At 49.0% G+C, this 23,083-nt stretch carries 23 protein-coding genes and 6 tRNA genes; 13 read left to right on the top strand and 16 right to left on the bottom strand.

Annotation, left to right across the window (positions count from 1 at the left end):
* The 9 genes from HZ297_RS07815 to HZ297_RS07780 all read left to right on the top strand — a co-directional run bounded on the left by HZ297_RS07815 (position 1) and on the right by HZ297_RS07780 (position 6,688).
* Positions 1-228, top strand: a complete 228-nt coding sequence (locus HZ297_RS07815; RefSeq protein WP_178862433.1) for a hypothetical protein — start codon at positions 1-3, stop codon at positions 226-228.
* Positions 221-475 (top strand): hypothetical protein, encoded by a 255-nt coding sequence (locus tag HZ297_RS07810; RefSeq protein WP_178862432.1) that lies wholly within the window; start codon positions 221-223, stop codon positions 473-475. The genes HZ297_RS07815 and HZ297_RS07810 overlap by 8 nt, the downstream gene beginning before the upstream one ends.
* A 15-nt stretch (positions 476-490) precedes the next feature.
* The gene (locus HZ297_RS12110) at positions 491-625 is read left to right on the top strand and encodes a hypothetical protein (RefSeq protein ID WP_281357422.1); all 135 of its coding nucleotides are present in this window, start codon (positions 491-493) and stop codon (positions 623-625) included.
* A gap of 122 nt (positions 626-747) precedes the next feature.
* Positions 748-2,199, top strand: coding sequence for a hypothetical protein (locus HZ297_RS07805; RefSeq protein WP_178862431.1), 1,452 nt, complete (start codon positions 748-750; stop codon positions 2,197-2,199).
* Positions 2,200-2,202: 3 nt separating this feature from the next.
* On the top strand, positions 2,203-2,448 hold the full coding sequence (locus HZ297_RS07800) for a hypothetical protein (RefSeq protein ID WP_178862430.1): 246 nt from the start codon (positions 2,203-2,205) through the stop codon (positions 2,446-2,448).
* Positions 2,449-2,454: 6 nt separating this feature from the next.
* Positions 2,455-3,522 carry a zonular occludens toxin domain-containing protein gene (locus HZ297_RS07795; protein ID WP_178862429.1) on the top strand — a complete coding sequence of 356 codons (1,068 nt, stop codon included), beginning with the start codon at positions 2,455-2,457 and terminating at the stop codon, positions 3,520-3,522.
* Positions 3,485-4,825 carry a secretin GspD/PilQ domain-containing protein gene (locus tag HZ297_RS07790; RefSeq protein WP_178862428.1) on the top strand — a complete coding sequence of 447 codons (1,341 nt, stop codon included), beginning with the start codon at positions 3,485-3,487 and terminating at the stop codon, positions 4,823-4,825. The genes HZ297_RS07795 and HZ297_RS07790 overlap by 38 nt, the downstream gene beginning before the upstream one ends.
* A 101-nt stretch (positions 4,826-4,926) precedes the next feature.
* Positions 4,927-6,339, top strand: coding sequence for a hypothetical protein (locus HZ297_RS07785; protein WP_178862427.1), 1,413 nt, complete (start codon positions 4,927-4,929; stop codon positions 6,337-6,339).
* A gap of 58 nt (positions 6,340-6,397) precedes the next feature.
* On the top strand, positions 6,398-6,688 hold the full coding sequence (locus tag HZ297_RS07780) for a hypothetical protein (RefSeq protein WP_178862426.1): 291 nt from the start codon (positions 6,398-6,400) through the stop codon (positions 6,686-6,688).
* Here HZ297_RS07780 and HZ297_RS07775 read toward each other — a convergent pair.
* The 5 genes from HZ297_RS07775 to dusA form a co-directional block, all read right to left on the bottom strand.
* Positions 6,685-7,230, bottom strand: a complete 546-nt coding sequence (locus HZ297_RS07775) for a hypothetical protein (RefSeq protein ID WP_178862425.1) — start codon at positions 7,228-7,230, stop codon at positions 6,685-6,687. The two genes, HZ297_RS07780 and HZ297_RS07775, sit on opposite strands and share 4 nt — an antisense overlap.
* Before the next feature lie 213 nt (positions 7,231-7,443).
* A complete protein-coding gene (gene arsC, locus HZ297_RS07770; protein WP_178862424.1) occupies positions 7,444-7,800 on the bottom strand; it encodes an arsenate reductase (glutaredoxin) in 357 nt (118 codons plus the stop codon).
* 18 nt (positions 7,801-7,818) lie between these two features.
* Positions 7,819-8,040, bottom strand: a complete 222-nt coding sequence (xseB, locus tag HZ297_RS07765) for an exodeoxyribonuclease VII small subunit (protein ID WP_178862423.1) — start codon at positions 8,038-8,040, stop codon at positions 7,819-7,821.
* Positions 8,041-8,076: 36 nt separating this feature from the next.
* Positions 8,077-9,672 carry an exodeoxyribonuclease VII large subunit gene (xseA, locus tag HZ297_RS07760; RefSeq protein WP_178862422.1) on the bottom strand — a complete coding sequence of 532 codons (1,596 nt, stop codon included), beginning with the start codon at positions 9,670-9,672 and terminating at the stop codon, positions 8,077-8,079.
* Positions 9,669-10,736 carry a tRNA dihydrouridine(20/20a) synthase DusA gene (gene dusA, locus HZ297_RS07755; RefSeq protein ID WP_178862421.1) on the bottom strand — a complete coding sequence of 356 codons (1,068 nt, stop codon included), beginning with the start codon at positions 10,734-10,736 and terminating at the stop codon, positions 9,669-9,671. Before dusA ends, xseA begins: the two co-directional genes overlap by 4 nt.
* Before the next feature lie 192 nt (positions 10,737-10,928).
* Here dusA and HZ297_RS07750 point away from each other — a divergent pair, with 192 nt between their 5' ends.
* The gene (locus HZ297_RS07750) at positions 10,929-13,082 is read left to right on the top strand and encodes a RelA/SpoT family protein (RefSeq protein ID WP_178862420.1); all 2,154 of its coding nucleotides are present in this window, start codon (positions 10,929-10,931) and stop codon (positions 13,080-13,082) included.
* Positions 13,083-13,138: 56 nt separating this feature from the next.
* On the opposite strand, the gene pgl is transcribed toward HZ297_RS07750, so the two are convergent.
* The 10 genes from pgl to gltX form a co-directional block, all read right to left on the bottom strand.
* Positions 13,139-13,855 (bottom strand): 6-phosphogluconolactonase, encoded by a 717-nt coding sequence (pgl, locus tag HZ297_RS07745; protein ID WP_343034782.1) that lies wholly within the window; start codon positions 13,853-13,855, stop codon positions 13,139-13,141.
* The gene (gene zwf, locus HZ297_RS07740; protein ID WP_178862418.1) at positions 13,848-15,350 is read right to left on the bottom strand and encodes a glucose-6-phosphate dehydrogenase; all 1,503 of its coding nucleotides are present in this window, start codon (positions 15,348-15,350) and stop codon (positions 13,848-13,850) included. Before zwf ends, pgl begins: the two co-directional genes overlap by 8 nt.
* Positions 15,351-15,353: 3 nt before the next feature.
* Entirely contained in the window at positions 15,354-16,802 is a 1,449-nt protein-coding gene (gene gnd / locus HZ297_RS07735; protein WP_178862417.1) for a decarboxylating NADP(+)-dependent phosphogluconate dehydrogenase, read from the bottom strand.
* Between the two features lie 221 nt (positions 16,803-17,023).
* Positions 17,024-17,099, bottom strand: a tRNA-Glu gene (locus HZ297_RS07730).
* A gap of 200 nt (positions 17,100-17,299) precedes the next feature.
* Positions 17,300-17,375, bottom strand: a tRNA-Gly gene (locus tag HZ297_RS07725).
* Between the two features lie 2 nt (positions 17,376-17,377).
* Positions 17,378-17,453: transfer RNA gene (locus HZ297_RS07720), tRNA-Glu, on the bottom strand.
* A gap of 177 nt (positions 17,454-17,630) precedes the next feature.
* Positions 17,631-17,706, bottom strand: a tRNA-Gly gene (locus HZ297_RS07715).
* Between the two features lie 2 nt (positions 17,707-17,708).
* Positions 17,709-17,784 (bottom strand) — tRNA-Glu (locus HZ297_RS07710).
* 66 nt (positions 17,785-17,850) lie between these two features.
* Positions 17,851-17,926: transfer RNA gene (locus HZ297_RS07705), tRNA-Ala, on the bottom strand.
* Positions 17,927-18,123: 197 nt separating this feature from the next.
* Positions 18,124-19,536, bottom strand: a complete 1,413-nt coding sequence (gene gltX, locus HZ297_RS07700; RefSeq protein WP_178862416.1) for a glutamate--tRNA ligase — start codon at positions 19,534-19,536, stop codon at positions 18,124-18,126.
* A gap of 241 nt (positions 19,537-19,777) precedes the next feature.
* Here gltX and HZ297_RS07695 point away from each other — a divergent pair, with 241 nt between their 5' ends.
* Both HZ297_RS07695 and HZ297_RS07690 read left to right on the top strand, forming a co-directional pair.
* The gene (locus HZ297_RS07695; protein WP_178862415.1) at positions 19,778-21,586 is read left to right on the top strand and encodes a M61 family metallopeptidase; all 1,809 of its coding nucleotides are present in this window, start codon (positions 19,778-19,780) and stop codon (positions 21,584-21,586) included.
* A gap of 27 nt (positions 21,587-21,613) precedes the next feature.
* Positions 21,614-21,829, top strand: a complete 216-nt coding sequence (locus HZ297_RS07690; protein ID WP_178862414.1) for a SlyX family protein — start codon at positions 21,614-21,616, stop codon at positions 21,827-21,829.
* Here the strand turns inward: HZ297_RS07690 and HZ297_RS07685 are convergent.
* Positions 21,826-22,308 carry a ribonuclease H family protein gene (locus HZ297_RS07685; protein WP_178862413.1) on the bottom strand — a complete coding sequence of 161 codons (483 nt, stop codon included), beginning with the start codon at positions 22,306-22,308 and terminating at the stop codon, positions 21,826-21,828. The two genes, HZ297_RS07690 and HZ297_RS07685, sit on opposite strands and share 4 nt — an antisense overlap.
* A gap of 99 nt (positions 22,309-22,407) precedes the next feature.
* Between HZ297_RS07685 and HZ297_RS07680 the strand changes: the two genes are divergently transcribed.
* Complete coding sequence (locus tag HZ297_RS07680; RefSeq protein WP_178862412.1) at positions 22,408-23,037, top strand: hypothetical protein; 630 nt, start codon at positions 22,408-22,410, stop codon at positions 23,035-23,037.
* The last annotated feature ends 46 nt before the right edge of the window (positions 23,038-23,083 follow it).

Genomic DNA, 23,083 nt, shown 5'->3' with positions numbered 1-23,083 from the left:
ATGGCATTTGAGATCAGTACATTGATTCAGACAGAAAAGAGCGAAACCGTCGCGCGTTGCTCTTTCTTCCCTAGTCAGCAACCTTTGCAGGGTATAAACCGCACGGCAATTTTAAAGGCCGCGCATGAACGTAAACAGAACGCAAAAGTAACCCGGAAAGGCTTTTTTGAAAGTCTTTCCGAGTTCCTTTTGATCCAAGGATGGAGAAAAGGGGGGCTAAATGAATGATGTTTTAGTTCGGTGTGTTGGAGAGGGCGCCTATATCACTACTTCTGGCGGTTTAAACCCCGGTTTGCCTGTCTGTAATAGCGGTTCTTGGGAGTCTATTTCCTATATTCAGGCTGTTTCATCATTCGATTTCTCGATGCTTCCGCCAGAATTGGCGGCTACCTATTTCGGCGGTGGGGTTTTGCTCTACGGTATGTTCTGGGGGGTCGGTCGTTCTTTGGAAGCGGTTTTTAAGGTCATCAAATGAGTAAAGGAGTTTCTCATGGACTTTACAGCAATTATTGCGGCCGTGGATTTCACCAACGTAGTTGCCGCTATGGCTTCTGTTGCCGTCGTTGTGTTGGGTCTTCGCATTGCGAAGGTTGGCATTCGTAACGTTTTCTCAATCGTTAAGTAATGCAAATCTAGGCGGCTTCGGTCGCCTTTTTCTTTTCAGGTGTACCGTTATGCAAGACCTTTGGTTACTCGTTCTTTTTGTTATGGGTTTTTATTGCGCCCATCTGGTTTTAGGACGTCTTCATGTTTAAGCGTATCTTTTCCTATTTACTGATTTCTTTACTATTGACTAGTGCTATTAATAGACCAGCGCAAGCGGTTATCTTTGTGCCTGCCGTCGCTTCTTCTTTATCTTCTTGGGCGGGTGGTTCTGCCCTTATGGCCGCTCGCACTGCTGCTTTTGCATCGATTGAAAATGGTACTGCTGCGCATTTAATTTATGCTACTGGGGTTTTGGCTGCTGCGGGCGTTTTACTTGTCGCCGGTACTGTTTCTCAAGAATCTACTAGGCCCGTTGAGAGAACAATTATTGATGTCGAGCAAACTGATTCACCTAAATCAAACCAACTTAAATATTTAATGACAACTACTATGGCCTCACAATCATCTAATTATGATTGTGAGGTTTACCGTGGTTTTACTAATTTATATCCTTCCTCCGCCAGTGATGGACAGTTTTTACAGTCGCTTTATTCTGGTGATTCTGTAACTCAGACCTATTTTAAAACTGATGGTTCTATTGGCTCTGTTTCGATCACTTGTAACGATTACACCGAATCTTTTTTTGATTTTTTAAATCCTATTCTTGATTTTTTGCCGTCATTACCTTCTGTTGGCTCTTCGGGATTTTCTGAATACGGTGGCAATCCCGCCAATACTTTAGATCTTTCTACCGCTCAATCACTTGCTGATGCGGATAACCTTGATTTAAATTTTCCTGCTCTTTTTTGGGATGCCATTCCTAATAAACCTCCAATTTATCAAAATTTGAGTTATTCCGATGCTCTCGATAAAGCCAATGAATTATCGGGCGAAGCTCCAAAAGATTCGCTAGAAGACTTCCCTCTTTTGCCTTTACTTGATGGTGGTTTTTTTAATCCTGCTACTGGCTTATCTTCTAACGGTGCGGGTGAACTAGTTGATGCTTCTGGTCAGGTGCTTAATCCTGATGGCACTGTCACTGAAACCGATGGCCGTACCAGTACTATCGACTATGCTAGGATTGCATCCATCTTTAACCAGATTGCCACATCATCCGCTAGTACCGTTACAACTGCCGTCAATGATCTTAAAACTGAAGTTGGTAAACAAACCGCCGCTTTGGAAACAATCACTGCGGCTTCCATTGCCACGCAAAATAATACGGCTTCCATTGATACAAATCTCGATTCAATCAAAACCGAATTAACAACGCCTTCCAGTAATACCACTATTACCCCTGTAATCACTTTTTCTGCTTCTCTTGAACGTCTATATAACGGAATTAAAAACGCGCCATTTGTTTCTGCTATTGGCGGCCTTGTTCTTCCTTCTTATTCGGGCGCTTCCTGTCCAACGATCTCTGTTGATGCTTTTGGGGGTACTGCATCAACTAATGTTCATTGTCAGATCGTTAGTGAAAATCAAGGTTTCCTCGTTGCAATTTTCTTGGCCTTGTGGGGCTGGATTGCTATCAATATATTTTTAAGGGCTTAATTTATGTGGGATGCTTTACTCGATATTCTTCTCTATGTTCCTCGTCAAATTTTCAGCGCGTTTGTTGATGGTTTGATCTATCTCTTAAACCTGATTCCAGCACCGGAATTTTTTAGTTCCGTGGATCTCTCTGGTCTTAACGCTATTGGCTGGTGGCTTACTGTCTTTCAGGTTCCTGCTGGCATGGCTATGGTTATGGGCGCTTTAATTGCTCGTTTTATCCTTCGCCGTATTCCTCTGATCGGGTGATGAATCATGTATGACGCTTTTATTGGCCGTAAAGGTTCGGGGAAAAGTTATAACGTTGTAAAAACCGTTATTCTTCCGCAACTGGAGAAGGGTCGCACCGTCGTTACTAATATCCCTTTGACTGATGAAGTTGATAAAAATCCGAAGTTAACTGGTACGGTCATTAAGATTGACATTGATCATTTACCTGATGACTTTTTTGCTCCCGAAAATGTCTATAAAGGTGCTGTTTACGTTCTTGACGAAATCCATAAGCGTTGGTCTTCTGGCATGAAGGTCAACAATATGAATCCGCATGATAAGCAATTCATAACCGAGCATCGCCATTACGTTGGCGAAGATGGTTACTCTACGGATCTGATCCTTGTTACTCAAGACACCCGCCAACTAGCCGCTTATCCTCGTAATCTCTTAGATAAGACCTACCGTTGTCGCAAGTATGACGCCATTGGTAAGGCGGATATGTATCGGGTTGATGTTTACGACGGGTGTGTATCTCTCGAATATCGTGCAAGTGATCCAAAGATAAAAAGCTATCACGGTAATTACGATCCCGAAATTTTTAAGTATTACAAATCTCATTCACAGAACGAATCATTTCACGATGCCGGATTAGAAGAGCAAAGTGCCGAAGGTAATATTTTTAAGTCTAACTTCTTTCGATTTATTCTCCCTTTTGCCCTTATTTTTGCCTTAATTGGCGCTTACTATTTTTATAGCTTTTTTTCTTCAATGGGTGTTTCTGGTCAATCTGATGGAAGTCAAAATTCACTTCCAAATGATACTGGAAGTCAAAACACTCAAACGGATCCGCAACCCCAACAAGCCGCATCACCAAAAAGCGGTTTTGACTTTTCAGCGAAGTATCGACTTTCGCATTACTCCATTTCGGCTTTTGGCCGTGTTGCCGTCGTTACTGATAACACACATTACTATCCCATTCCTTTAACCGACTGTAAGCGCGTTCCGCTGTACGGCTTTACGTGTAATTTCTTTGGTCAGTTGGTCAATTTCTATTCTGGTGAGGTACCAAGCTATGAAAAAGATACTGCTTTTAATCCTCTTGGCGGTTAGCCCGCTTTCTTATTCTGCCGAGATTCAGTTCCGGGATGCTCCCATTAAAGAAGTGGCTGATCAGGTTAGTAAAGTTTTAGGCCGTACAATCATCATCCCTTCAAATGCTCAAGGTTCTGTAAGCCTTTACGCGCCTTCTTCTATGACTAATGAAGAGTTGTTGAAGTTGTTCTATTCTTCGTTGTTGTTGAGTGGGTTTGATTACGTTGAAGATGGCCGAAGCATTATTGTCAAACCTTTCGATCAGGTGAGATCCACCAATGAATTTAACGTCTATACTTTTAATTCTGTTTTGCCTGATCTTGGTGATTTTCTTCCTGATGGATCCAAGTCTGTACGCACTAAAACACAAACTTTCGTCCGCACTACCAAACCCTTTTATTCTGTATTGGTGGCTATTTCTAACTCCGTTCTTCGTGCTGATTCTGACGTTGTTACCCGCGTTTTTAATGTTCAGTCTGTCAAGCCTTCTGATCTGGTTGTATTGGCTGGAGAAGGTGTCAAGGCCACTGCTTTCGACAACATCAACCGTCTTGTTGTCCGTGGTCATAGAACCGAAGTGGACACTTTAGCCGAACAGATCCGCAAGTTGGATTCCTCTATCAAGGTTTATCAGGTGGATCTCGTGATTGTTTCGGCCGCTCAAGACTTCAACAAGGAATACAACCTTGATCTAACGTTAGGTACTGATTTCTTTAATTTGGGTTTGGGTGGTCTTCTCTCCGCTAAAGGCTCGGCACCGTATGTCCATCAGGACAATTACAATCTGCTTCTAAACTGGATTCGCTCTAACCGCCAGTTGTCCATAGTCCAAAAGCCAAACTTAGCCGTTAATGACGGTCAGAAAGCTAAACTGTTGGTTGGTCAGGAGGTTCCATTTGAAACATCTACTTTGGATCCCGAAAGCGTCACCACGCGCATAAACACCGTTGAGCGCAAAGATGTTGGTCTATCGCTTAATCTCTCCCTGAATAGCCTTAACAACGGCCAGATTCGCCTCGTTCTCGATCAGCAACTATCCAACATTTCTAAAACCCAGCTTTCTAACTCAGTCGATCTCATAACAGACAAGCAACAGCTTTCCACGGTACTGGATCTTTACCCTAATCGCTTCTATTTGATAGGTGGTCTGTCATACCGTGATCAATACCATTACAAAGAACATTCGCCCCTATTCGATGGTATTCCTATTCTCTCGGATCTTACGACTGATACGGTCGATTCATCAGGTCAGCGCGATCTGTTGATCTTCATTCAGGTACACGATTTAAAACATCCTGTGGCCGCATCGCCACTTAGCTAACTGCCCAATGCGCGGAGCGCATGGGCAGTTAGCTGCGGCCTTGTAGCACGCATAAACAAAAAAGAACAAATAAAAGTAATTCTCAACAAACGGTGATACAAATGTGTTATTCAAAACAGTTATTCATCCTTTCAGAACGTCAAAACGAAGACAAAAAGCCAGCCGCTGGCGGGCTTTGGTTCAACAATGAAATCGAACGCAAAGATATGCGTAATTTCGAGATCCTTCACTCGGGCATTGATACTTTAGAGCAAAAGTATCAAGGCCAATTTATTGTGTCTGTATTGGATGATTTGGTGTTTGATACTTGGACAAATCCAAGCACGGGCATGGTAATCCGCAATCAGTTGGATTACCCACGAAAGAACGTCGTTATTAACGGTGTTAAGCTACGTTTGACGAAGGCAAACGGTAAAGAATCAGGCTATCGTTATCAGCTTGTTAATCGCGCCGTGGGCGTTTATATCTTCTTTGGCTATTTCCATGATAAGGATTGGATAAATAACGGCGGTGTGAAGGTTAAATTAAGCCCCCAGTTGATCTTTAAAGAGGGTGTTCAACGCTCTGGTCATATTGCTGACGAATTTGCGGCTAGTTTAATGAGTTCTTTTCAGCATTCTGGTGTCGATGTACATATGTGTATGGATGTTCAAGGCTGGGCGCCAGAAGTTGATTTTATGCACAATGTTACTACTCGCACTCGTGTTAAGCGTGCTATTCCTTCGGCTGGAAGTTTAACTGGAAGTATAGATTTAACTTCCATTGCTTTGGATGCGCATGAATGTGGTGTGCGCTACGATCAGGAAAAGAGTTTCTTATTTGGCCGCCGTGGTTCTGGCCAAATGGCCATCTATTCCAAAATGGACGAAGCAAAGAAGGGCGGTAAAGTGAAATTTTGGGATGATGTTTATAAAACGCACATGGGCTATAAAGCAGATCAGGACGTTTTTCGCGTTGAAGTAAGGCTTCCGGCTTCTGTCACGTCCAAATTAGGCAGCCCCGCGAAGGGCGGGGCGGGGGAATCCTATCAGATCCTCTCTATTCACGATCTGCCTGAACATATCCCTGCATTATGGCGCTATGGTCTTCTGCATCTTTTCCGTTATCATTATCCTGATAGCAAAGTTGTTCGTCCTGAATGGCAATTTTTGGCCGAAGCGCCGTTCCTCAATTTGGATCATAAAAACTATATGTATCAGCGTGTTAAAGTCACTCAAACGGGTACGGATTCAGACCGTAATATCCAGCAAATGCTTGGCCATTTGGCCACATTTATGGCAAAAGAGGGTATTACCAACGAACAGGCCGAAGCGCATCTGTATAACTTCCCCGGTCGCCATATTCTCAACACTTATTTCAAGCAAAAGGGATTAAATCAGGAGCAATGGATCGCGGCGTTTATAGAAAAATTGGAAGATAAGCGCATAGATTATGCGCCCGTTTATCAAAGTCCTTTCGATCATCTGCCGGGTGGATCTAAACCAACTGACGACGATGAAATTCCTGGCTGGTAATTTTTGGTTTTCAATGATGGGTATTTCTGCTAACCTCTAATTTTTGAAAGGAGGTACCATGAAATATTTGATCTCTTTGTTTCTTTTGGTGATTTCATCTCAAGCGTTAGCTTTTGGTGATGAATGTAAAGCGATTTCTTGGAAGGCTGAACGTGAAAGTAATAACGTTGTTGTTGTTCAAGGCTCAATTAGCAAGCCCAATACCTTAGTTTCTATTGAATTGTGGAAGTTGGATCGCCTAATAGGGACTGCATCTACATATTCAAATGATCGTGGTGTTTTCCTTCGCAGGGTTTATACAGAAAAAAGGGCACCTAAGTACCCTAACGTTGTTCTTTCCTGTCGCTAATTTCTTCTTAGATGAATAACCTTTCCTAAGTTCATGTTTTCTTTAACGATTTGTTTACTAGATAGGGCGGCTTCAAGTCGTTCTATCTGAACCTGCAATAATTCGTTATCCTGTCTTAACGCATGGATTAATCTTTCTGCTTTTTCCAGATCCGCGCGTTTAATCTCTAGTTCAGCTTTGATTCCTTGATAGATGAAATTCGTTTTCACGTGTAGATCCTCTGGCGTGTATGAATTGTATTTGTCTAGGTACGTCCTCAATCGCCGATCCGAAGGATCGATCGTTGCATCAATCCAAGGTCGGCCGAAGTAAGAGAGATCACCGGACAAAAACCTCAAAAGCATGAAATACCATTGCGGGATCTTTGCTTTATTTGTTGCTGATTCATAACGCCGGATCGTTCCGGGGTGGCAGTCGATCAGTTTAGCTAACTGATCTTCCGAAAGATTGGTGCCAAAGATCCGTAGATCCTTGGCTTGTTGATACGTTTCGCGCTGATTGATTAGTCCATCTAAGAAACTGTTTCTAAATAGCTTTCGCATAATTATTTACTCGCATCAAATAGGCAAAATTGCCTAAAAACGCACGTAAACAAGCTGCAAGCCATCTTCGGCCTTTTCTGTAAATCAACTTCGTATAATATATATTATGTTAAATTGTATTTGGAATGGTTTTTATCAGAACCGATTGACCACCCCGCTATCCGCATTGTTTTAACCGGCCTGTTGAAATTTAAATGGCGCGTTCTTTGGGGTTTATTGCAGCAATGCCAGAATGTTTTCCGGCGGACGGCCGATGGCGGCACGTTTACCGATGACAACAATCGGTCTTTCGATGAGTTGCGGATGTTCGGCTAAAATGCTCAGCCAGGCTTCGTCGTCGCGATCGTCCTGAGTGCTTAATCCCAGTTCTTTGAAGAGTGTTTCTTTAGTGCGAATAATTTGCAAGGGTTTGAGATTCAGCATTTCACACAGCTGTTTGAGTTCTGGCCTGCTTGGCGGTGTTTCCAGATAACGGACTTCGTTAACTTGCACGCCACGGGCTTCAAGCAGCTTAAAGGTTTCACGGCTTTTTGAGCAGCGCGGATTATGATAAATGGTCGCTTGTGTCATATCGGCTTCCTGCTTTCTTCAGGCTTTATCGTCGCTGTCTTGTTCAAGGCGTTTGTTCAGGGCGCTTTCAACGGCTTCGATGCGCGATTTGCAGAGCTGATAGGCGCGCGTCGCTTCGTCCACCATCGGGACCAGTTCGTCGATATCCACGTCTTCGGTGTTGGAGAGCTTTTGAGCAATTTCCTGTAGTTTGGCGTAATTGGCTTTGAAGCTGTCGGCGCTGGGCTGTTTTGAACTCATGATAATTCCTTTTAAAATAGTTGTTTAACCATTTGATTATTCAGGTTTAATGATGGGTGTATCAGGGTCGATTCGTGCTTCCAGTGTACCGTCTACAAATTGCAGCTGTACCCGCCCTGCCTGCTTGGCCTGAACGGCGGTTTTGATTGGCACTCCCGCAGGATTTTTGACAATGGCAAAGCCGCGGTTGAGCTGTGTTTTGGGGCCTGAGCTTAATATAAACGCAATCCATTGGATGATATGTTCACGTTTGTGTTTGAGTGCGCGTTGCACATCCAGCGCCAGTTTCTGCTGCTGTTGTTCAATGTCGTACTTGGATCTTGCGATCTTGCCGGCCACCTGATGTTCGATATTTTGCTGCAAATATTGCAAACGGCGTTCGGTGGCCTGCAGTTTCTGCTGACCTTGGCGCTGCAACTGGTATTTTAGCGGTTCAAGCTGATCCTTCCACAAAACCAGACTGGCCCGACTGTTTTGGTGGATTTTGCGATCCAGCTGTTCAAGCCGGTGGCGCCATTGATGGAGATGCATTTGACCGGCCTGTTCAATCTGACGCCAGTGTTGCTTGGCCGTTTGTGCCTGCTGAAAGATGCGATGACGGATCTCGGCGACGACTTTACTGGGCGTGTCGAAGCGCCGATTAGCGACTTCGTCAAGAATGGTATTGTCGCGTTCGTGACCGATGCCGGTGAGCACCGGTAGCGGTGCATTGCAAATCCGCGCGGCGACGCTGTAGAGGTTGAGTTGGTTCAGATCGAGCTTGGCGCCGCCGCCGCGAATGATTACCAACGCATCAAAGGGATGGGCGTCGTGCAGCGATGCGATGGCATCCAAAGCGGCAAGCATTTCGCTTTCCACCTGATCGCCTTGAAAGGCGCTGTAAAAATAGGTGAACTCGCATAGCCCGGCTTTTTGCAAAGCGTCGGCATCGGCGCGGAAATCGCCGAGGCCGGCGGCGGCCGGCGGCGCAATCACCGCAATTCGGAAGAAATCGGCGGGCAGGCTCCAGCGTTTGTTGAGGGTATAGAGCTGCTCGCTGACAAGCTGCTTGCGGATGGCATTCAGATTGGCTTCGAGTTCGCCCAGTGTAAAGGCCGGATCGATGTCTTGAATGACCAGCGAAAAGCCGTATTGTTCGTGGAAACTTGGTTCGGCCAGAAGAAGCACTTTTTGCCCCACGGCGAGATCGCTGCCGGTCTCGGCTTTAAAGCGTTCCAATAGGCGCCCTGCTTGGCTCTGCCAGATCATGGCGCGGCACTGTGCCAGAAGTTGGCCGTTGTCGTTGGTTTCGCTCAATTCCAGATAAAGATGGCCGCGATTGAGATTGAGATTGGAAACTTCGGCAATGACCCAGATGGCGCCCGGAAACTGGCGCCGCAATGCAGATTGTACTCCTCTTAACAGAGCCGAAAGGGAAATGCCCTTCTCCTCTTCGTTGAGCGTTTCTGCAGAGGGTTGCGGTGTCTGAGCTGGTATGTGAGCAGGTGTTTCGCTGCTCAGCCAGCGCTCAAACGGCGCCAGATTGTCTGCCAGCGTGGTCGGCACGTACCATTTGCGGCTCAGATTATCCCAGCGTGCGCCGAGTGACTTGGCCAGATCCTTTTCCTTAAAGGGCACCTCTAAATAGATCATGCGGGTGGATTCAACCTCTCTTCCATGCGTTGCATCTCTTCCTCTACCAGTCGGTAGGCCTGCTCCACCACGTCGATGCCCGCCTCTTTTTTGAAGGCGTTTTGTGAAAGGTGGCGGCGCCATAGTCTGCCGCCCGGTAAGCCGTGGAACAGACCGAGCATGTGGCGGGTGATTTGAATTAGTTTGCCGCCGGCTTGAAGGTGGTTTTCGATATAAGGCAGCATTGCCTGCAGCACTTCATAGCGGGTTGGTGGCGTAGTATCCTGGTGGTAATAGAGTGCGTCCACCTCGCTCAACAGATAAGGTTGTTCGTAAACGGCGCGCCCCAGCATCACGCCGTCTAGCGGCGGGTGGCCGTCATAGCGTTGCAGATGCTTAAGTCCTTCTTGCGGCGATTTAATCCCGCCGTTGATAGCCACCGAAAGATCGGGAAATGACGCCTTGATGCGGTGTACCCAGTCATACTGTAATGGCGGGATTTCGCGGTTTTCCTTGGGTGAAAGTCCCTGCAGCCAAGCCTTGCGTGCATGGATAATGACACCATCCACCCCGGCCTGTTCAATTTTGCCGACAAAATCTTCAAGCAGCGTAAATTCTTCCTGATCATCAATGCCGATGCGGCATTTGACCGTGACGGGAATATCATTCACCGCATCTTTCATGGCTTTGACGACATCAGCCACGATCTGCGGATGGCCCATCAGACAAGCGCCGATCATATTGTTCTGCACGCGGTCGCTGGGGCAGCCCACATTCAGGTTGATCTCCGAATAGCCCCACTCCTCTCCGAATCGGCTGCAGGTGGCCAAATCCTTGAAATCGCTGCCGCCCAGTTGCAGCACCACCGGCGCCTCTTCCTCGCTGTGGCCTAAAAAACGCGGCAGATCATTGGCGTAAATCAAGGCGCCGGTGGTGACCATTTCAGAGTAGAGCCAGGCGTTTTGGGAGAGTTGGCGATGGAAATAACGGCAATGGCGGTCAGTCCAGTCCAGCATTGGTGCGACGCTGAAATGGCGGGCGCTGTTTTCCGGCGGGTTTTTAGAGGAGGATGTGATGGGATTCATGTGGTTCGTAATCGGTTGCAGAGAGACAATAACAACGGTTAATTATAACCTTTATTTGGCGTTTGGTCGTTTCAATATGTCGGCGGCGTCCTTTTTGTAAAACACGGGCTTTGTAAAAAAGCTGGCAAGGATTGCATAAGGTTATAAAATACGGGTTTGAACTTAGCCCGTTAACTCCGAAAAAGACGTTACATGACTCAACCATCCGAACTTTTTAATCAACTTTTTAAGGCAGACGCACTCAGCGGAACGCAGTTGGAAAGATGCCAGCTGGCCTGCAAAATCGCCATAGAAGCGCAGAGTTTGCCTGAAAAGAGTTTTGTCAGAAGTGTGGATGTCGCCCTGATTCTTTCGGCGGTAAAAGTGGATGCCGACACCTTGGTGGCCACCCTGCTGAGCGATGCGAATGTAGAGGATTTCTACGATGATGCCTATATCGAAAAGTATTTTGGGCATGCCTCGGCCGAGCTGGTCAAGGGGATTCGCCGTTTAAATCAGTTTAAAGAACTGGATGTTTCCAACCGTTCGGATGTGCAGCACGAGCGCCTTCGTCAGATGTTGCTGGCGATGACGACTGACATCCGCATTATGATCGTCAAGCTGGCGTATCGCGTTGCACGTTTGCGTCATCTGAAATTCGAGGAACCGGCGGTACGCAAGCAGATTTCGGAAGAGACGCAGCTGATTTTTTCTCCTCTGGCCAATCGTTTGGGGATCGCCCAGCTCAAATGGGAGCTGGAAGACCTCTCCTTCCGTTACCTCTATCCCGAGGAATATAAAGATATTGCCAGCCAGCTGGATTCCAAGCGCGGCGGGCGCGAAGCCTATATCGCATCGGTGATCGATATTCTGAAAACCTTGCTGGATTCGCAGCACATCAAGGCCAAAATCAGCGGCAGGCCCAAGCACATTTACAGCATCTGGAAGAAAATGCGCCGCAAGCAGTTGCCGATCGATGAGCTATATGATCTGCGCGCCGTGCGCATTTATGTGGATACGGTGCGTGACTGCTATGAGGTTCTGGGGCTGATCCATAGCCATTGGAATTACATTAAAGACGAATTCGACGACTATATCACCACGCCCAAGGATAACGGCTATCAGTCTATTCATACGGTGATTATCGGACCTGAAGGCAAAACGGTCGAAATCCAGATTCGCACCTTCGATATGCATCACTACGCCGAGTTTGGTGTCGCGGCGCATTGGCTCTACAAAGAAGGCGCTAAAGGGATTGATAAGAATCTTGAGAAAAGCATCGCCAATGTCCGTCAGATGCTGGAAAACAGCGATGATCCGGACGTTTTCAAGGAGATCAGCACCGAACTGCAGAGCCAGCATATATATGTGCTGACGCCGACCAATGACATTATCACTTTGCGCCAGGGTTCAACGCCGCTCGATTTTGCTTACAGTATCCATACCGAACTGGGGCATGGCTGTCGCGGCGCCAAGATCAACGGCCGCATACAACCCCTGTCCACGCAGCTGAAAACCGGCGACAAGGTGGAAATCTTGTCGACGAAGAACGGCACGCCGAGCCGCAACTGGTTGAACCCCAACCTCGGTTACCTCAATAGCAGCAGTGCACGCAATAAGGTTAAAAACTGGTTTAACAAACAGAATCGGGCGCAAAATATCCAGGCCGGTGAAAACGTGTTCTCCCGCGAAATCAAACGCTTGCACGCGCATACGGTCAAGGCGTCTGATGTGCTGGAACGCTTCAGGGTACTTGACGAAAATGAACTGTTCGAGGCGATCGGCAAAGGGCAGATCAACGAGCGTCAATTGGCCGCTGCGATTCAGGATCGCATCAAACCGCAACAAAAGAGTTTTGCCTCCAAGCCGCCTGTAATCCAGCCTCCCAAACAAGAAGCGGTTGCGGGCGATAAACCGGTGTATGTGGTCGGCGCATCGCAGTTGAGGACGCATTTGGCGCCCTGCTGCCAGCCGCAAAAAGGCGATGATATTGTCGGGTTCGTCACCCGCGGTCGCGGGATTACAGTGCATCGCAGCGATTGTCCGAATATTCTCAACTTGTCGCACGAAGATCTGCGTCGTTTGATTGAGGTTTCCTGGAGCTATGTCGAGCAGGAGCCGCAAGGCTTTACCGCGGAATTGTCTATCAGCGCCTTTGACCGCAAAGGTTTGCTGCGCGATGTGATGGGCGCTTTGACCGATATGGATATCAACCTGATCGATTCGCAAACCCATACCGATAGCCAGGAACGCACGGTCACGATGAAGCTGACGCTTGAAATCGAGTCGGGCACCCAACTGGGGGATGTATTGGATAATATCGAACGCATTCAGAATGTGGAGTCGGCGAGCATCACCAAAATCTAAGTTGAAAAACTCAACAGGCCACCCCTTTTGTCTTGATTTGCCGCGATGGCAGCATGTTATTCCGGCAGGCTCTCCTGGCTCAGAAGCACTGAGGTTTGTGCACCGTTGATCTCGCTGATCGGCAGGGTTTCGCCTGCCAGCCATTTTGTCACGGCCTGCCGTTTGCCCTTGCCGGTAATCAGTTTTAACAGGTGTCGGCAGTTGGAGAGACTTTCTGCAGAGAGGGTCACTCGTTCAGCCGGCGGTTTGGGCGAATTAAATTCACACTGCACCCAGCGTCCGGTAATCGCGTCTTTGGCTTCCTGACTGTGATCGTGACCGGGAAAGAGGCTGGCGGTATGGCCGTCCTCACCCATGCCGAGCAGGACCATGTCAAATTGCCTGTTTCTAACAAGCGGAGCATATTCCTTGGCCGCTTGCAGCGCCCCTTTCTCGGCCGCCATATAATGTATTTGTGGGTTCGGAATGGGGCTCTGATTAAGCCACGCCTCGGCAATCGCCAAACTGTTGCGCTCGGCATGCTCCGCAGGCAGGCAGCGTTCATCGCCCATATAAATGTGCCATTTATGCCAGTCGGTGGCGTGCTGCAGTGCGGCTAATTTTGTGTAGATGCTCATCGGTGTGGTACCGCCGGCTGTCACCAGATGAAAGGCATTGCGTTTTTGAATCGCCTCATTTGCGCAAGCGATCATTCGGGAAACAGCAAACTCCGCCACTTCGTCTGCGGTGGCGAAAAGCCGCCAATTCGCGGGTAAGGCAGCCGACTTACTCACAAGTGCCCTTCTTGACCGGTTCAATATGGTAGCGCCACCCTTGGCCGGGCTGGTCAAACAGCTTGTCGGAATCCTTGGGTCCCCAGGTGCCGGCAGCATAGGTTTCGATAAAACCGGTATTGGACGCCCAGGTTTGGATGACCGGATCCACCACATTCCACGCCGCTTTGACCTCGTCATAGCGCAAAAACAGCGAACGGTCGCCTTTGATGACGTCCAGCAACAGTTCTTCGTAGGCATCGTTGTGGAAACCGCCGCCGCTGTGACACAGGCTGGCGTCCAGACTGATCTGGCGGGTATTGATTTCGAGACCGGGCTGTTTGGCGGTCATTTCTACCTTGATGTGTTCTTCGGGCTGAATGCTGAAAACAATCCAGTTTGGCTCGATCTTCTTGACCTGAGTGGCTTTGAAAAACTGCTGCGGCGGATGTTTGAAACAAATGGAGATCAGGGTTTGCGTTTTCGGCATGTTTTTGCCGGTTTGCAGGTAAAACGGCACCCCTTCCCAACGCCAGTTGTCGATATAGAGTTTCAAGGCCGCATAGGTTTCGGTGACGCTGTCGGGCGCGACGCCGGGTTCGTCCAAATAGGCCTTAACCGTTTTGCCGTTGATTTCGCCTTCCGCATATTGGGCGCGGAAAGATTGAGCGCTGGCGTTCTTGCGGTTGATCGGGCGGATGGATTTTAGCAATTTGACCTTTTCGTCACGCAGTGCTTCGGCATCCATCGACGCCGGCGGCTCCATGGCGATCAGGGCCAAGAGCTGTAACAGATGGCTTTGAATCATGTCGCGCATCGCGCCGCTGTGGTCATAATAGCCGGCGCGGGTTCCCACCGCGCGGTCTTCGGCGTGGGTGATCTGGATGTGGTCAATGTAATTACGGTTCCACAGCGGTTCCATCAGAATATTCGCAAAACGGAACACCATCAGGTTCTGCACCATGCCTTTGCCCAGGTAGTGGTCGATGCGATAGGTCTGCTCTTCCTGCAGGTAACGGTTCAGCTGATGTTGCAAGGCCTTGGCGGACTCCATGTCGTAGCCGAAAGGTTTTTCCAGCACCACCCTTTTCCAGCCGTTGGATTCGTCCAAAAGCCGGGTGTCGCCGAGATTTTTGATGACCACGCCGAAATCAGAGGGGCTCATCGACAGATAAAAGGCGATGTTGTTTGAGAAGCCGTTGGTTTTAATGAAGTCATTTAAGGCTTCATAACTTTGGCTTTCTCCCGTGTCCATTTTGAAGTAGCGCATGCGTTCCGAAAAGCGAGCAAACGCACCGCCTTCCAGCCCGCCTCTGGCAGCTTTGCTGACCGATTCTTCGACCGTTTCCAGCCATTGCGCGTCGTCCCACTCACGGCGCCCGATCGCGATGATTTTCATCCCGGGAGCCAGGCGCCCTTCGGTTTCGAGGTGGTAAAAGGCCGGCATGAGTTTGGTGAGTGACAGGTTGCCCGTCGCGCCGAAAATCACATAGGTGCAAGCGGTAGTTTCGCTCATGACTTACACCTCGTAACTGGTGGAGCTGACGTTGCCGCCGGATTGAATCCAGTCGGTATGGAAACGATGGCCTCGGGGGGCGTCAATGCGTTCATAAGTGTGGGCACCAAAATAGTCGCGCTGTGCCTGAAGCATATTCGCTGAGCCGTTGGCACAGCGATAACCGTCGAAAAAGGCCAGTGCGGAACTGAGAGCCGGTGTCGGAATGCCTTGTTCGATGGCAAAAATAAGGGCTTTGCGCCAATTGGCTTCCGCCTGCTTGATGGCGTGTTCGAAGAAACTGTCCTGCAATAAATTGAGCAGGCCGGGTTGTTCGTCAAAGGCGCGTTTGATCTCTCCCAGAAAGGTGCTGCGGATAATACAGCCGCCGCGCCACATCAGCGCGATACCGCCGAAATTCAGCTGCCAGCCAAAGTTTTTAGCGGCTTCGCGCATCAGCATATAGCCTTGGGTGTAGGAGATGATCTTCGAGGCATATAAAGCGTCATGAATCGCCTGGAGCATCACGGCTTTGTTTGCGGTCATGGTATTGGGTTTGTGGGGGTAGATTTTCGCGGCCGCAATGCGCTCGTCTTTGAGTGCGGAAAGGCAGCGTGCATAGACCGATTCGGTAATCAGGGTCAGTGGAATACCCATTTCCAGAGAGCTGATCCCCGTCCATTTGCCCGTTCCCTTTTGACCGGCGGCATCGAGGATTTTGTCGATCAGCGGCTCGCCATCTTCATCTTTGAAAGTGAGGATGTCGGCCGTGATCTCGATCAGATAGGAGTCCAGTACGCCTTTGTTCCATTCTGCAAAGACCGCATGGCACTCATCGGCACTCAGGCCGAGGCCTTCACGCATCAGCTGATAGGCCTCGGAAATCAGTTGCATATCGCCGTATTCGATGCCATTGTGTACCATCTTGACATAATGACCGGCGCCTGCATCACCTACCCAGTCGCAACAAGGATCATTGCCGGCCTTGGCGGCAATCGACTGAAAGATCGGTTTAACGGCATGCCACGCCTCAGGATTACCGCCAGGCATAATCGACGGACCGTGGCGCGCGCCCTCCTCGCCACCGGAAACACCGGTGCCGATGAAGAGGAGGCCTTTTTCCTTGAGTTCTGCGGTTCTGCGGGTCGAGTCGGTATAAAGCGAGTTGCCCCCATCGATAATAATGTCGCCTGGCGACAGTAGCGGCACAAGCTGCTCGATAAAGGCGTCGACCACCTCTCCCGCCTTGACCATCAGCATTACTTTACGGGGTGTTTGCAGGCTGTTAACCAGTTCTTCCAACGAGTAGGTGGCGATAATGCTCTTGTTTGCGGCTTCGCCAGCGAGGAATTCGTCTGTTTTGTCGCGGCTGCGGTTGTAGACCGCTACGCTAAAACCGTGATCCGCCATATTGAGAACCAGGTTCTGCCCCATTACGGCCAGGCCGATCAAACCAATGTCTGCTTGTGCCATCTACATACTCCATTTTGAAGGGTTTTAAACCCACATTGTATCCAAGCAACTGCAAGTGGATGTTGCAATTGTGAGAAAGTTGCATGATATGGGTTAATTTTTTGAATGGAAAACTACGACGTTGTAGGTAGGGAAACGCGTTGCGTTGGGATTTAGTGTAGCAGTGAGCAAATTGAAAGGCTAGAAATAAAAAAGCCCACAATAAAGTGGGCTTTTAAGTATGGCGTCCCGTAGGGGAGTCGAACCCCTGTTACAGCCGTGAAAGGGCCGTGTCCTAGGCCTCTAGACGAACGGGACAAATTTTGAACGCATTTCGAATGCTTTTTCTTAATCTCTGCGTTGTCGTTCGGTCGTGTATAACCTATACACTTCCTCTCTCCGCCTTGACCTTAAGAAAAATCAAATCGAAACCGGTTTTAAATTTGGTGTTGGTGCCAAATTTAAAAAATTAAACGACAGAATTTGCATATAAGCGTTCTTGTCATTCAATAGGAATTTGGAGCGGGAAACGAGACTCGAACTCGCGACCCCAACCTTGGCAAGGTTGTGCTCTACCAACTGAGCTATTCCCGCAATGGCGTCCCGTAGGGGAGTCGAACCCCTGTTACAGCCGTGAAAGGGCCGTGTCCTAGGCCTCTAGACGAACGGGACAAATTTAAACCGGATTTTTTCCTAACCTTTGCGTTGTCACTCAGTCGTGTATTATTTATACACTCCATCGTTCCGCCTTAACCTTAGGAAAAATCCGATTAAATTTCGGATTGTAAAGTTAGCTGTTCACTAACTTGATTGAATGATTTAGAAGACTCAGATCATTCAATAGGAATTTGGAGCGGGAAACGAGACTCGAACTCGCGACCCCAACCTTGGCAAGGTTGTGCTCTACCAACTGAGCTATTCCCGCAATGGCGTCCCGTAGGGGAGTCGAACCCCTGTTACAGCCGTGAAAGGGCCGTGTCCTAGGCCTCTAGACGAACGGGACAAATTGTTGATTGATTTTCTCAATCCAAGCACGTTTTGTTGACTTTAAAACGGTACTTTTCAACTTTGGTGGAGCTAGGCGGGATCGAACCGCCGGCCTCTACAATGCCATTGTAGCGCTCTCCCAGCTGAGCTATAGCCCCCTCGAGTTGATGTGGCGTATTATATAGATAAAGCGGCTTTGGTCAAGCGTTTACAAGAAAAAATATGCGAGTTTTTTGATATTTTTTTGAGGGTTTGATGACGCCTTGCTTAACTTCTTGATTTGCCGTGCCTAAAAAAGTCAAAAGGCCGTTTAAAACGGCCTTTGTGTAACTTAATTGTCTATCGGAGAAAGGGCTTACTCCCCTTCTCCACGCGCCGCAATATAAGTCAAAGCCATTTGCAGGCGAGCGATACAACGCGGTTTGCCGATCAGTTCCGCCGTTGCGTCAATGGCCGGTGACTGTCCGCCTCCGGTAATGGCAACGCGTAAAGGCATTCCGACTTTGCCCATGCCGACGCCTAGCTCTTCTGCAGCGGCGTTGATGGCTGCGTGAATCGGTTCCGCCTGCCATTCCTGCACTGCTTCCAGTTTATTCAATAAGAGTTGCAGCGGTTCGGCCGCCACCAGACGCAAATGTTTTTTGGCGGCGCCTTCTTCAAAGCTCTCAAAGTCCTGATAGAAATAGACCGCCGCCTGGGCCATCTCCATAAAGGTTTTGGCACGGTCGCGCAACAGGTGGGCAACGTTCGCCAGATCCGGCCCTTGTGACAGATCGCAACCCAACTCTGCCATAAAGGGAGCCAGATGGCGTGACAGGTGTTCTTTTTTAGCCACTTTAAAATGCTGCTCGTTGATCCATAGCAGTTTGCCAGCGTTAAAAGTGGATGGCGCGCTGTTGACGTTGTTCAAGTCAAAATGCTCGATCATTTCGTCAATGCTGAAAATCTCCTGATCGCCATGCGACCAGCCCAAACGCACCAGATAGTTCAGCAAAGCTTCGGGCAAGAAGCCCTGCTCTTTATACTGCAGCACGCTGACCGCGCCGTGGCGCTTAGACAGACGGCTGCCGTCTTCGCCCAATACCATCGGAATATGGGCGAACTTAGGCAGCGGCGCGCCCATCGCTTTGTAAAGATTGATCTGGCGTGGCGTGTTGTTAAGGTGGTCATCCCCGCGGATAACGTGGGTCACGCCCATATCCCAATCGTCGACCACCACGGTCAGATTGTAGGTCGGAGTGCCGTCGGAACGCGCGATGACGAGGTCATCCAGCTCCTTGTTGGCAATCACCACACGGCCTTTGACCATGTCTTCAATCACGACTTCGCCGTCAGTCGGGTTTTTAAAGCGGATAACCGGTTGAACGCCTGCGGGTGGAGTGCCGTCAAAATTACGGAAACGCCCGTCGTAGCGCGGTTTTTCGCCTGCCGCTTTTTGCGCTTCGCGCATTTCGTCCAGCTCTTCCGGAGTGGCATAGCAATAATAGGCGTGGCCGTTGGCAAGAAGTTGATCAATCACCTCTTTATAACGCTCAAAACGGTGGGTTTGGTAAAAAGGACCCTGGTCGTAATCCAGCTCCAGCCAGCTCATGCCTTCCAGAATGGCATTTACCGACTCTTCGGTTGAGCGTTCCAGATCGGTGTCTTCGATTCTGAGAATGAATTCACCGCCAAGTTTTTTGGCGTACAACCATGAAAACAGTGCGGTTCTCACCCCTCCGATGTGGAGGTAACCTGTCGGGCTGGGGGCAAATCGAGTGCGGATCACAAGGCGTTCCTTTTTACGTAAAAATAGATAAAGGCGTATTATAAACGCTTGAGGGTTAAATCTCACACTTTCCGCAACGTTGCATGGCCTCTTTTTCAAATCCGATTTTTCACCGAAAATAAAACTCAACAGGCCGGGTAGCGGTTTTTTTAGCGCGCTTGCGTCATTCCTTTTTACTATAATGAATGGCTGTTTTTTCAATGTTCAAAAGACCCACGTATCAACCTAAAAAGGAAATCACATGAAGCGCGCAGAACTCCATTACACACTCGTTCCGCAGGATCCGGCGGGTCATTTGTATGAAGTGAGCCTGCGTATTGAAAAGCCTCAAACGCCTTGTGAGGTGGTGTATTTGCCCAACTGGATTCCGGGAAGTTATCTGATTCGGGATTTTTCGAAACATCTGATTGCGCCTCGTGCCGCCACGCTTAAGGGCGAGCCGGTTGAATTGCAGGCGTTGGACAAGTCGCGCTGGCAGTTCGCCTCCAGCGGCGAGGCGGTTGAAATCCGTTATCAGGTTTATGCGTGGGATTTGTCGGTACGCGGCGCGCACTTTGATGCGTCGCACGCCTTTTTCAACGGCACGTCGGTTTTTCTGGCGGTTCAGAGCCAACGTGATGCCGCCTGCACCTTTGATTTGCAGCACAGCGCACATAGTCTTAAGCAGCAGTGGCGCGTGGCCACCGGTATGCCGGCGTTGGCAGTGGATAAGGACGGTTTTGGCCGTTACGGTGCGCAAAGCTACGACGAGTTGATTGATTATCCCTTTGAGCTTGGCAATTTTCACGAGATTCGTTTCGAGGCGTGTGGCATCCCCCACAAGATGGTGTTGACCGGCCTGTTCGAATGCGATTTCGAGCGTCTGAAACAAGATCTGATCAAAATCTGCGAAACCGAAATTCGTCTGTTCGGCGAGCCGGCGGTGATTGAGCAATATGTTTTTCAGGTGATGGTGACCGGCAACGATTATGGCGGATTGGAGCATCGCAATTCCACGGCGTTGATGTGCAGTCGTGACGACCTCCCCTATCCCGGCATGCAGGAAGCGACCGACGCCTATCTGCAGTTTCTGGAACTCTGCAGCCACGAATATTTCCATCTCTGGAACGTCAAGCGCATTCAGCCAGCGGTGATTCAGCAATCCGACTTGTTGGAACCGGCCTTTACCAATCAGTTATGGTGGTTTGAAGGAGTGACCTCTTATTACGATGCCTTGATTCTGCTGCGCGCCGGTTTGATTGATCAAAACCGCTACCTCAAGTTGTTAGCCGAGCAGATGACACGCGTGTATCGCATGCCGGGGCGTTTCAAACAGTCGGTGGCGCAATCAAGCTGGCACAGTTGGACCAAGTTCTATCAGCAGGATGAAAACGCCCCGAATGCGATTATCAGCTATTACACCAAAGGCAGTCTGATTGCAGTGGCACTTGATTTGAAAATCCGCCAACAGACATTGGGCGCCAAGTCGCTGGATGATGTGCTGTTGCATCTATGGCAGCATTACGGTCAGACAGGGCGCGGATTGCAGGAGTTTGAGATTGAAAAGCTGTGTGCCCGGATCAGCGGCTTGAATTTAGACGATTTCTTTAATCGCTACCTCTACGGCACGGAAGATTTGCCGTTCGAGAGTTGGTTTGCGGAGGAAAATATCGATTTCAATTTAAGAGCGCCGGTATCGCTTGGCGATAAAGGCGGTTGTTCTGAAGCGGCCGCCTTAAGCCGCCATCTTGGCGTGAATGTGGTCGATACCGAGCATCAAACCGTAAAAATCACGCACGTCTGGCATGATCAGGCCGCCTATCTGGCGGGGCTTTCTGCCGGGGACGAGATTGTGGCCATTAACGGTTTGAAAATCGCCAGTGTCGCGTCGCTTGAAAACCGTCTGAAACGCAGCGGATTGCTGCAGCAGGAAGCGGTTTGGCGCTGCCACTATTTCCGTCGCGATGAGTTGCGTGAAACCTGCATCACGCTGTTGCCGCCGGTGGCGGATCGCGTGCAGCTGAGCCTGGCGGGCGAGTCGGCCTGGTTACAGGCACAGATGCCGCTTTAAAATTCATTCAACCAAAGAACGCATCCAATGAATACCGATATACAAGAACGTTTACAGCAGATTGAAATTGTCCAAGCCTTTCAGGACGACACCTTGGAGGCGCTACAGAAAACCGTGGCGCAGCAGCATCAGGAGATTCAAACCCTGCAGCGGCAGTTGAAATTGTTGTCCGAATATTTGAAAACCCTGCGCGAAGAATCGGTGCGTGATCCCAGTCAAGAGAGTCCGCCGCCGCATTATTAAAGTGCGACATGCTCTTTTAATCTGGCTTGGCGTGCCAGTTGGTCGGCCTGAAGGTTGCCGGCATGACGCGCATGGCCTTTAATCCAATGCACGTTAATCCGCATCTGTTGCGTCAGCAGCTCGAGTTTTTCCCATAGCAGACGCGACGCGACCGGCCTGCCGGAAAGATGAAGCCAGTTCTGTCGGCGATAGCGCGCAATCTTGCCGCCAAGGCCTTCGATCAGAATTTTGGAGTCGGTAAACAGATCGATCTGTTGCGGATAGGGAGTTTGTGCCAGCCATTCCAACGCTTTAACGGCGGCGGTCAGTTCCATCTCCAGGCTGGAAGTCTGGCTGGCATGCCCGTGCAGTGTGATTTGCTCAGCCGTCTGGTTGGTAAACACCACGCCCCACCCGCCTTTATCCTGCCGTGCTTCGTAGCCGCCGTCAGTGTAGATTTTCAAATAATCGCTTTGGGCGATGAAGTCTTGGTGATTCATTGTGGCGCATGACTGGCAAGATGGTGGGCAGTGTGGTAATTTTACTATGGTCTTGGTAAAAGTGAGTGTTGAAACACTCGTAAGTGATTTGGATATTGTATGAAAAAGCTGATTGTATTGTTAGTTGCAGCCTATTTTGCGTGGGATTTTTATTTAAAACCGGCGGATGTGGTTAAGCTTGAACCGGGCGTGGAAGCGGATGCTGTTCCGACGTTATCTCCAATCACTTACAGTGATGCCTTTACTTATAAAGAGCATGAATTGATCCCCAAAGCCGATTTAGACATGAGAGGTAAGGTACTTTCGCAGGAGCCTTATTATTTTGATCGTGGTTCCGACGTTTCGCCGGTGGATTTAGCAATGGGCTGGAAAATGATGTCGGATCAGGCGATTGTTGACAAATTCACGTTCAGACAGAATATGCGCTGGTTCTCGTGGCATAGTGAAGGTATGCCGGTTAAAAAACTCGAGGCTAGATTTAATATGGCCAATATCCATATTATTCCATCAACCGAAGAAATTACCATGCAGCTTAAATCGGTGCGCACCGGAGATATTATTCAGATCAATGGTCTTCTGGTCGATGTTAAAAGTAAAAAGGATGCTTGGTATTGGAAGACCTCTACCACCTTTATGGATAATGGCGATCACGCCGATGAAATTCTTTGGCTGGAAAATCTGGAAATTCTCAAAACCGAAGAAGCGTCTGTTGATGGGCAAAAGAATTAAGTGATTGCAAGCGCATTCTGAAAGACCCGGCCTGTTGGGTTTTTCA

Origin of the sequence: Thiomicrorhabdus cannonii (assembly GCF_013391695.1) — a bacterium.
GTDB classification, from domain to species: domain Bacteria; phylum Pseudomonadota; class Gammaproteobacteria; order Thiomicrospirales; family Thiomicrospiraceae; genus Thiomicrorhabdus; species Thiomicrorhabdus cannonii.
This window is presented reverse-complemented; position numbering and strand designations above follow the sequence as displayed.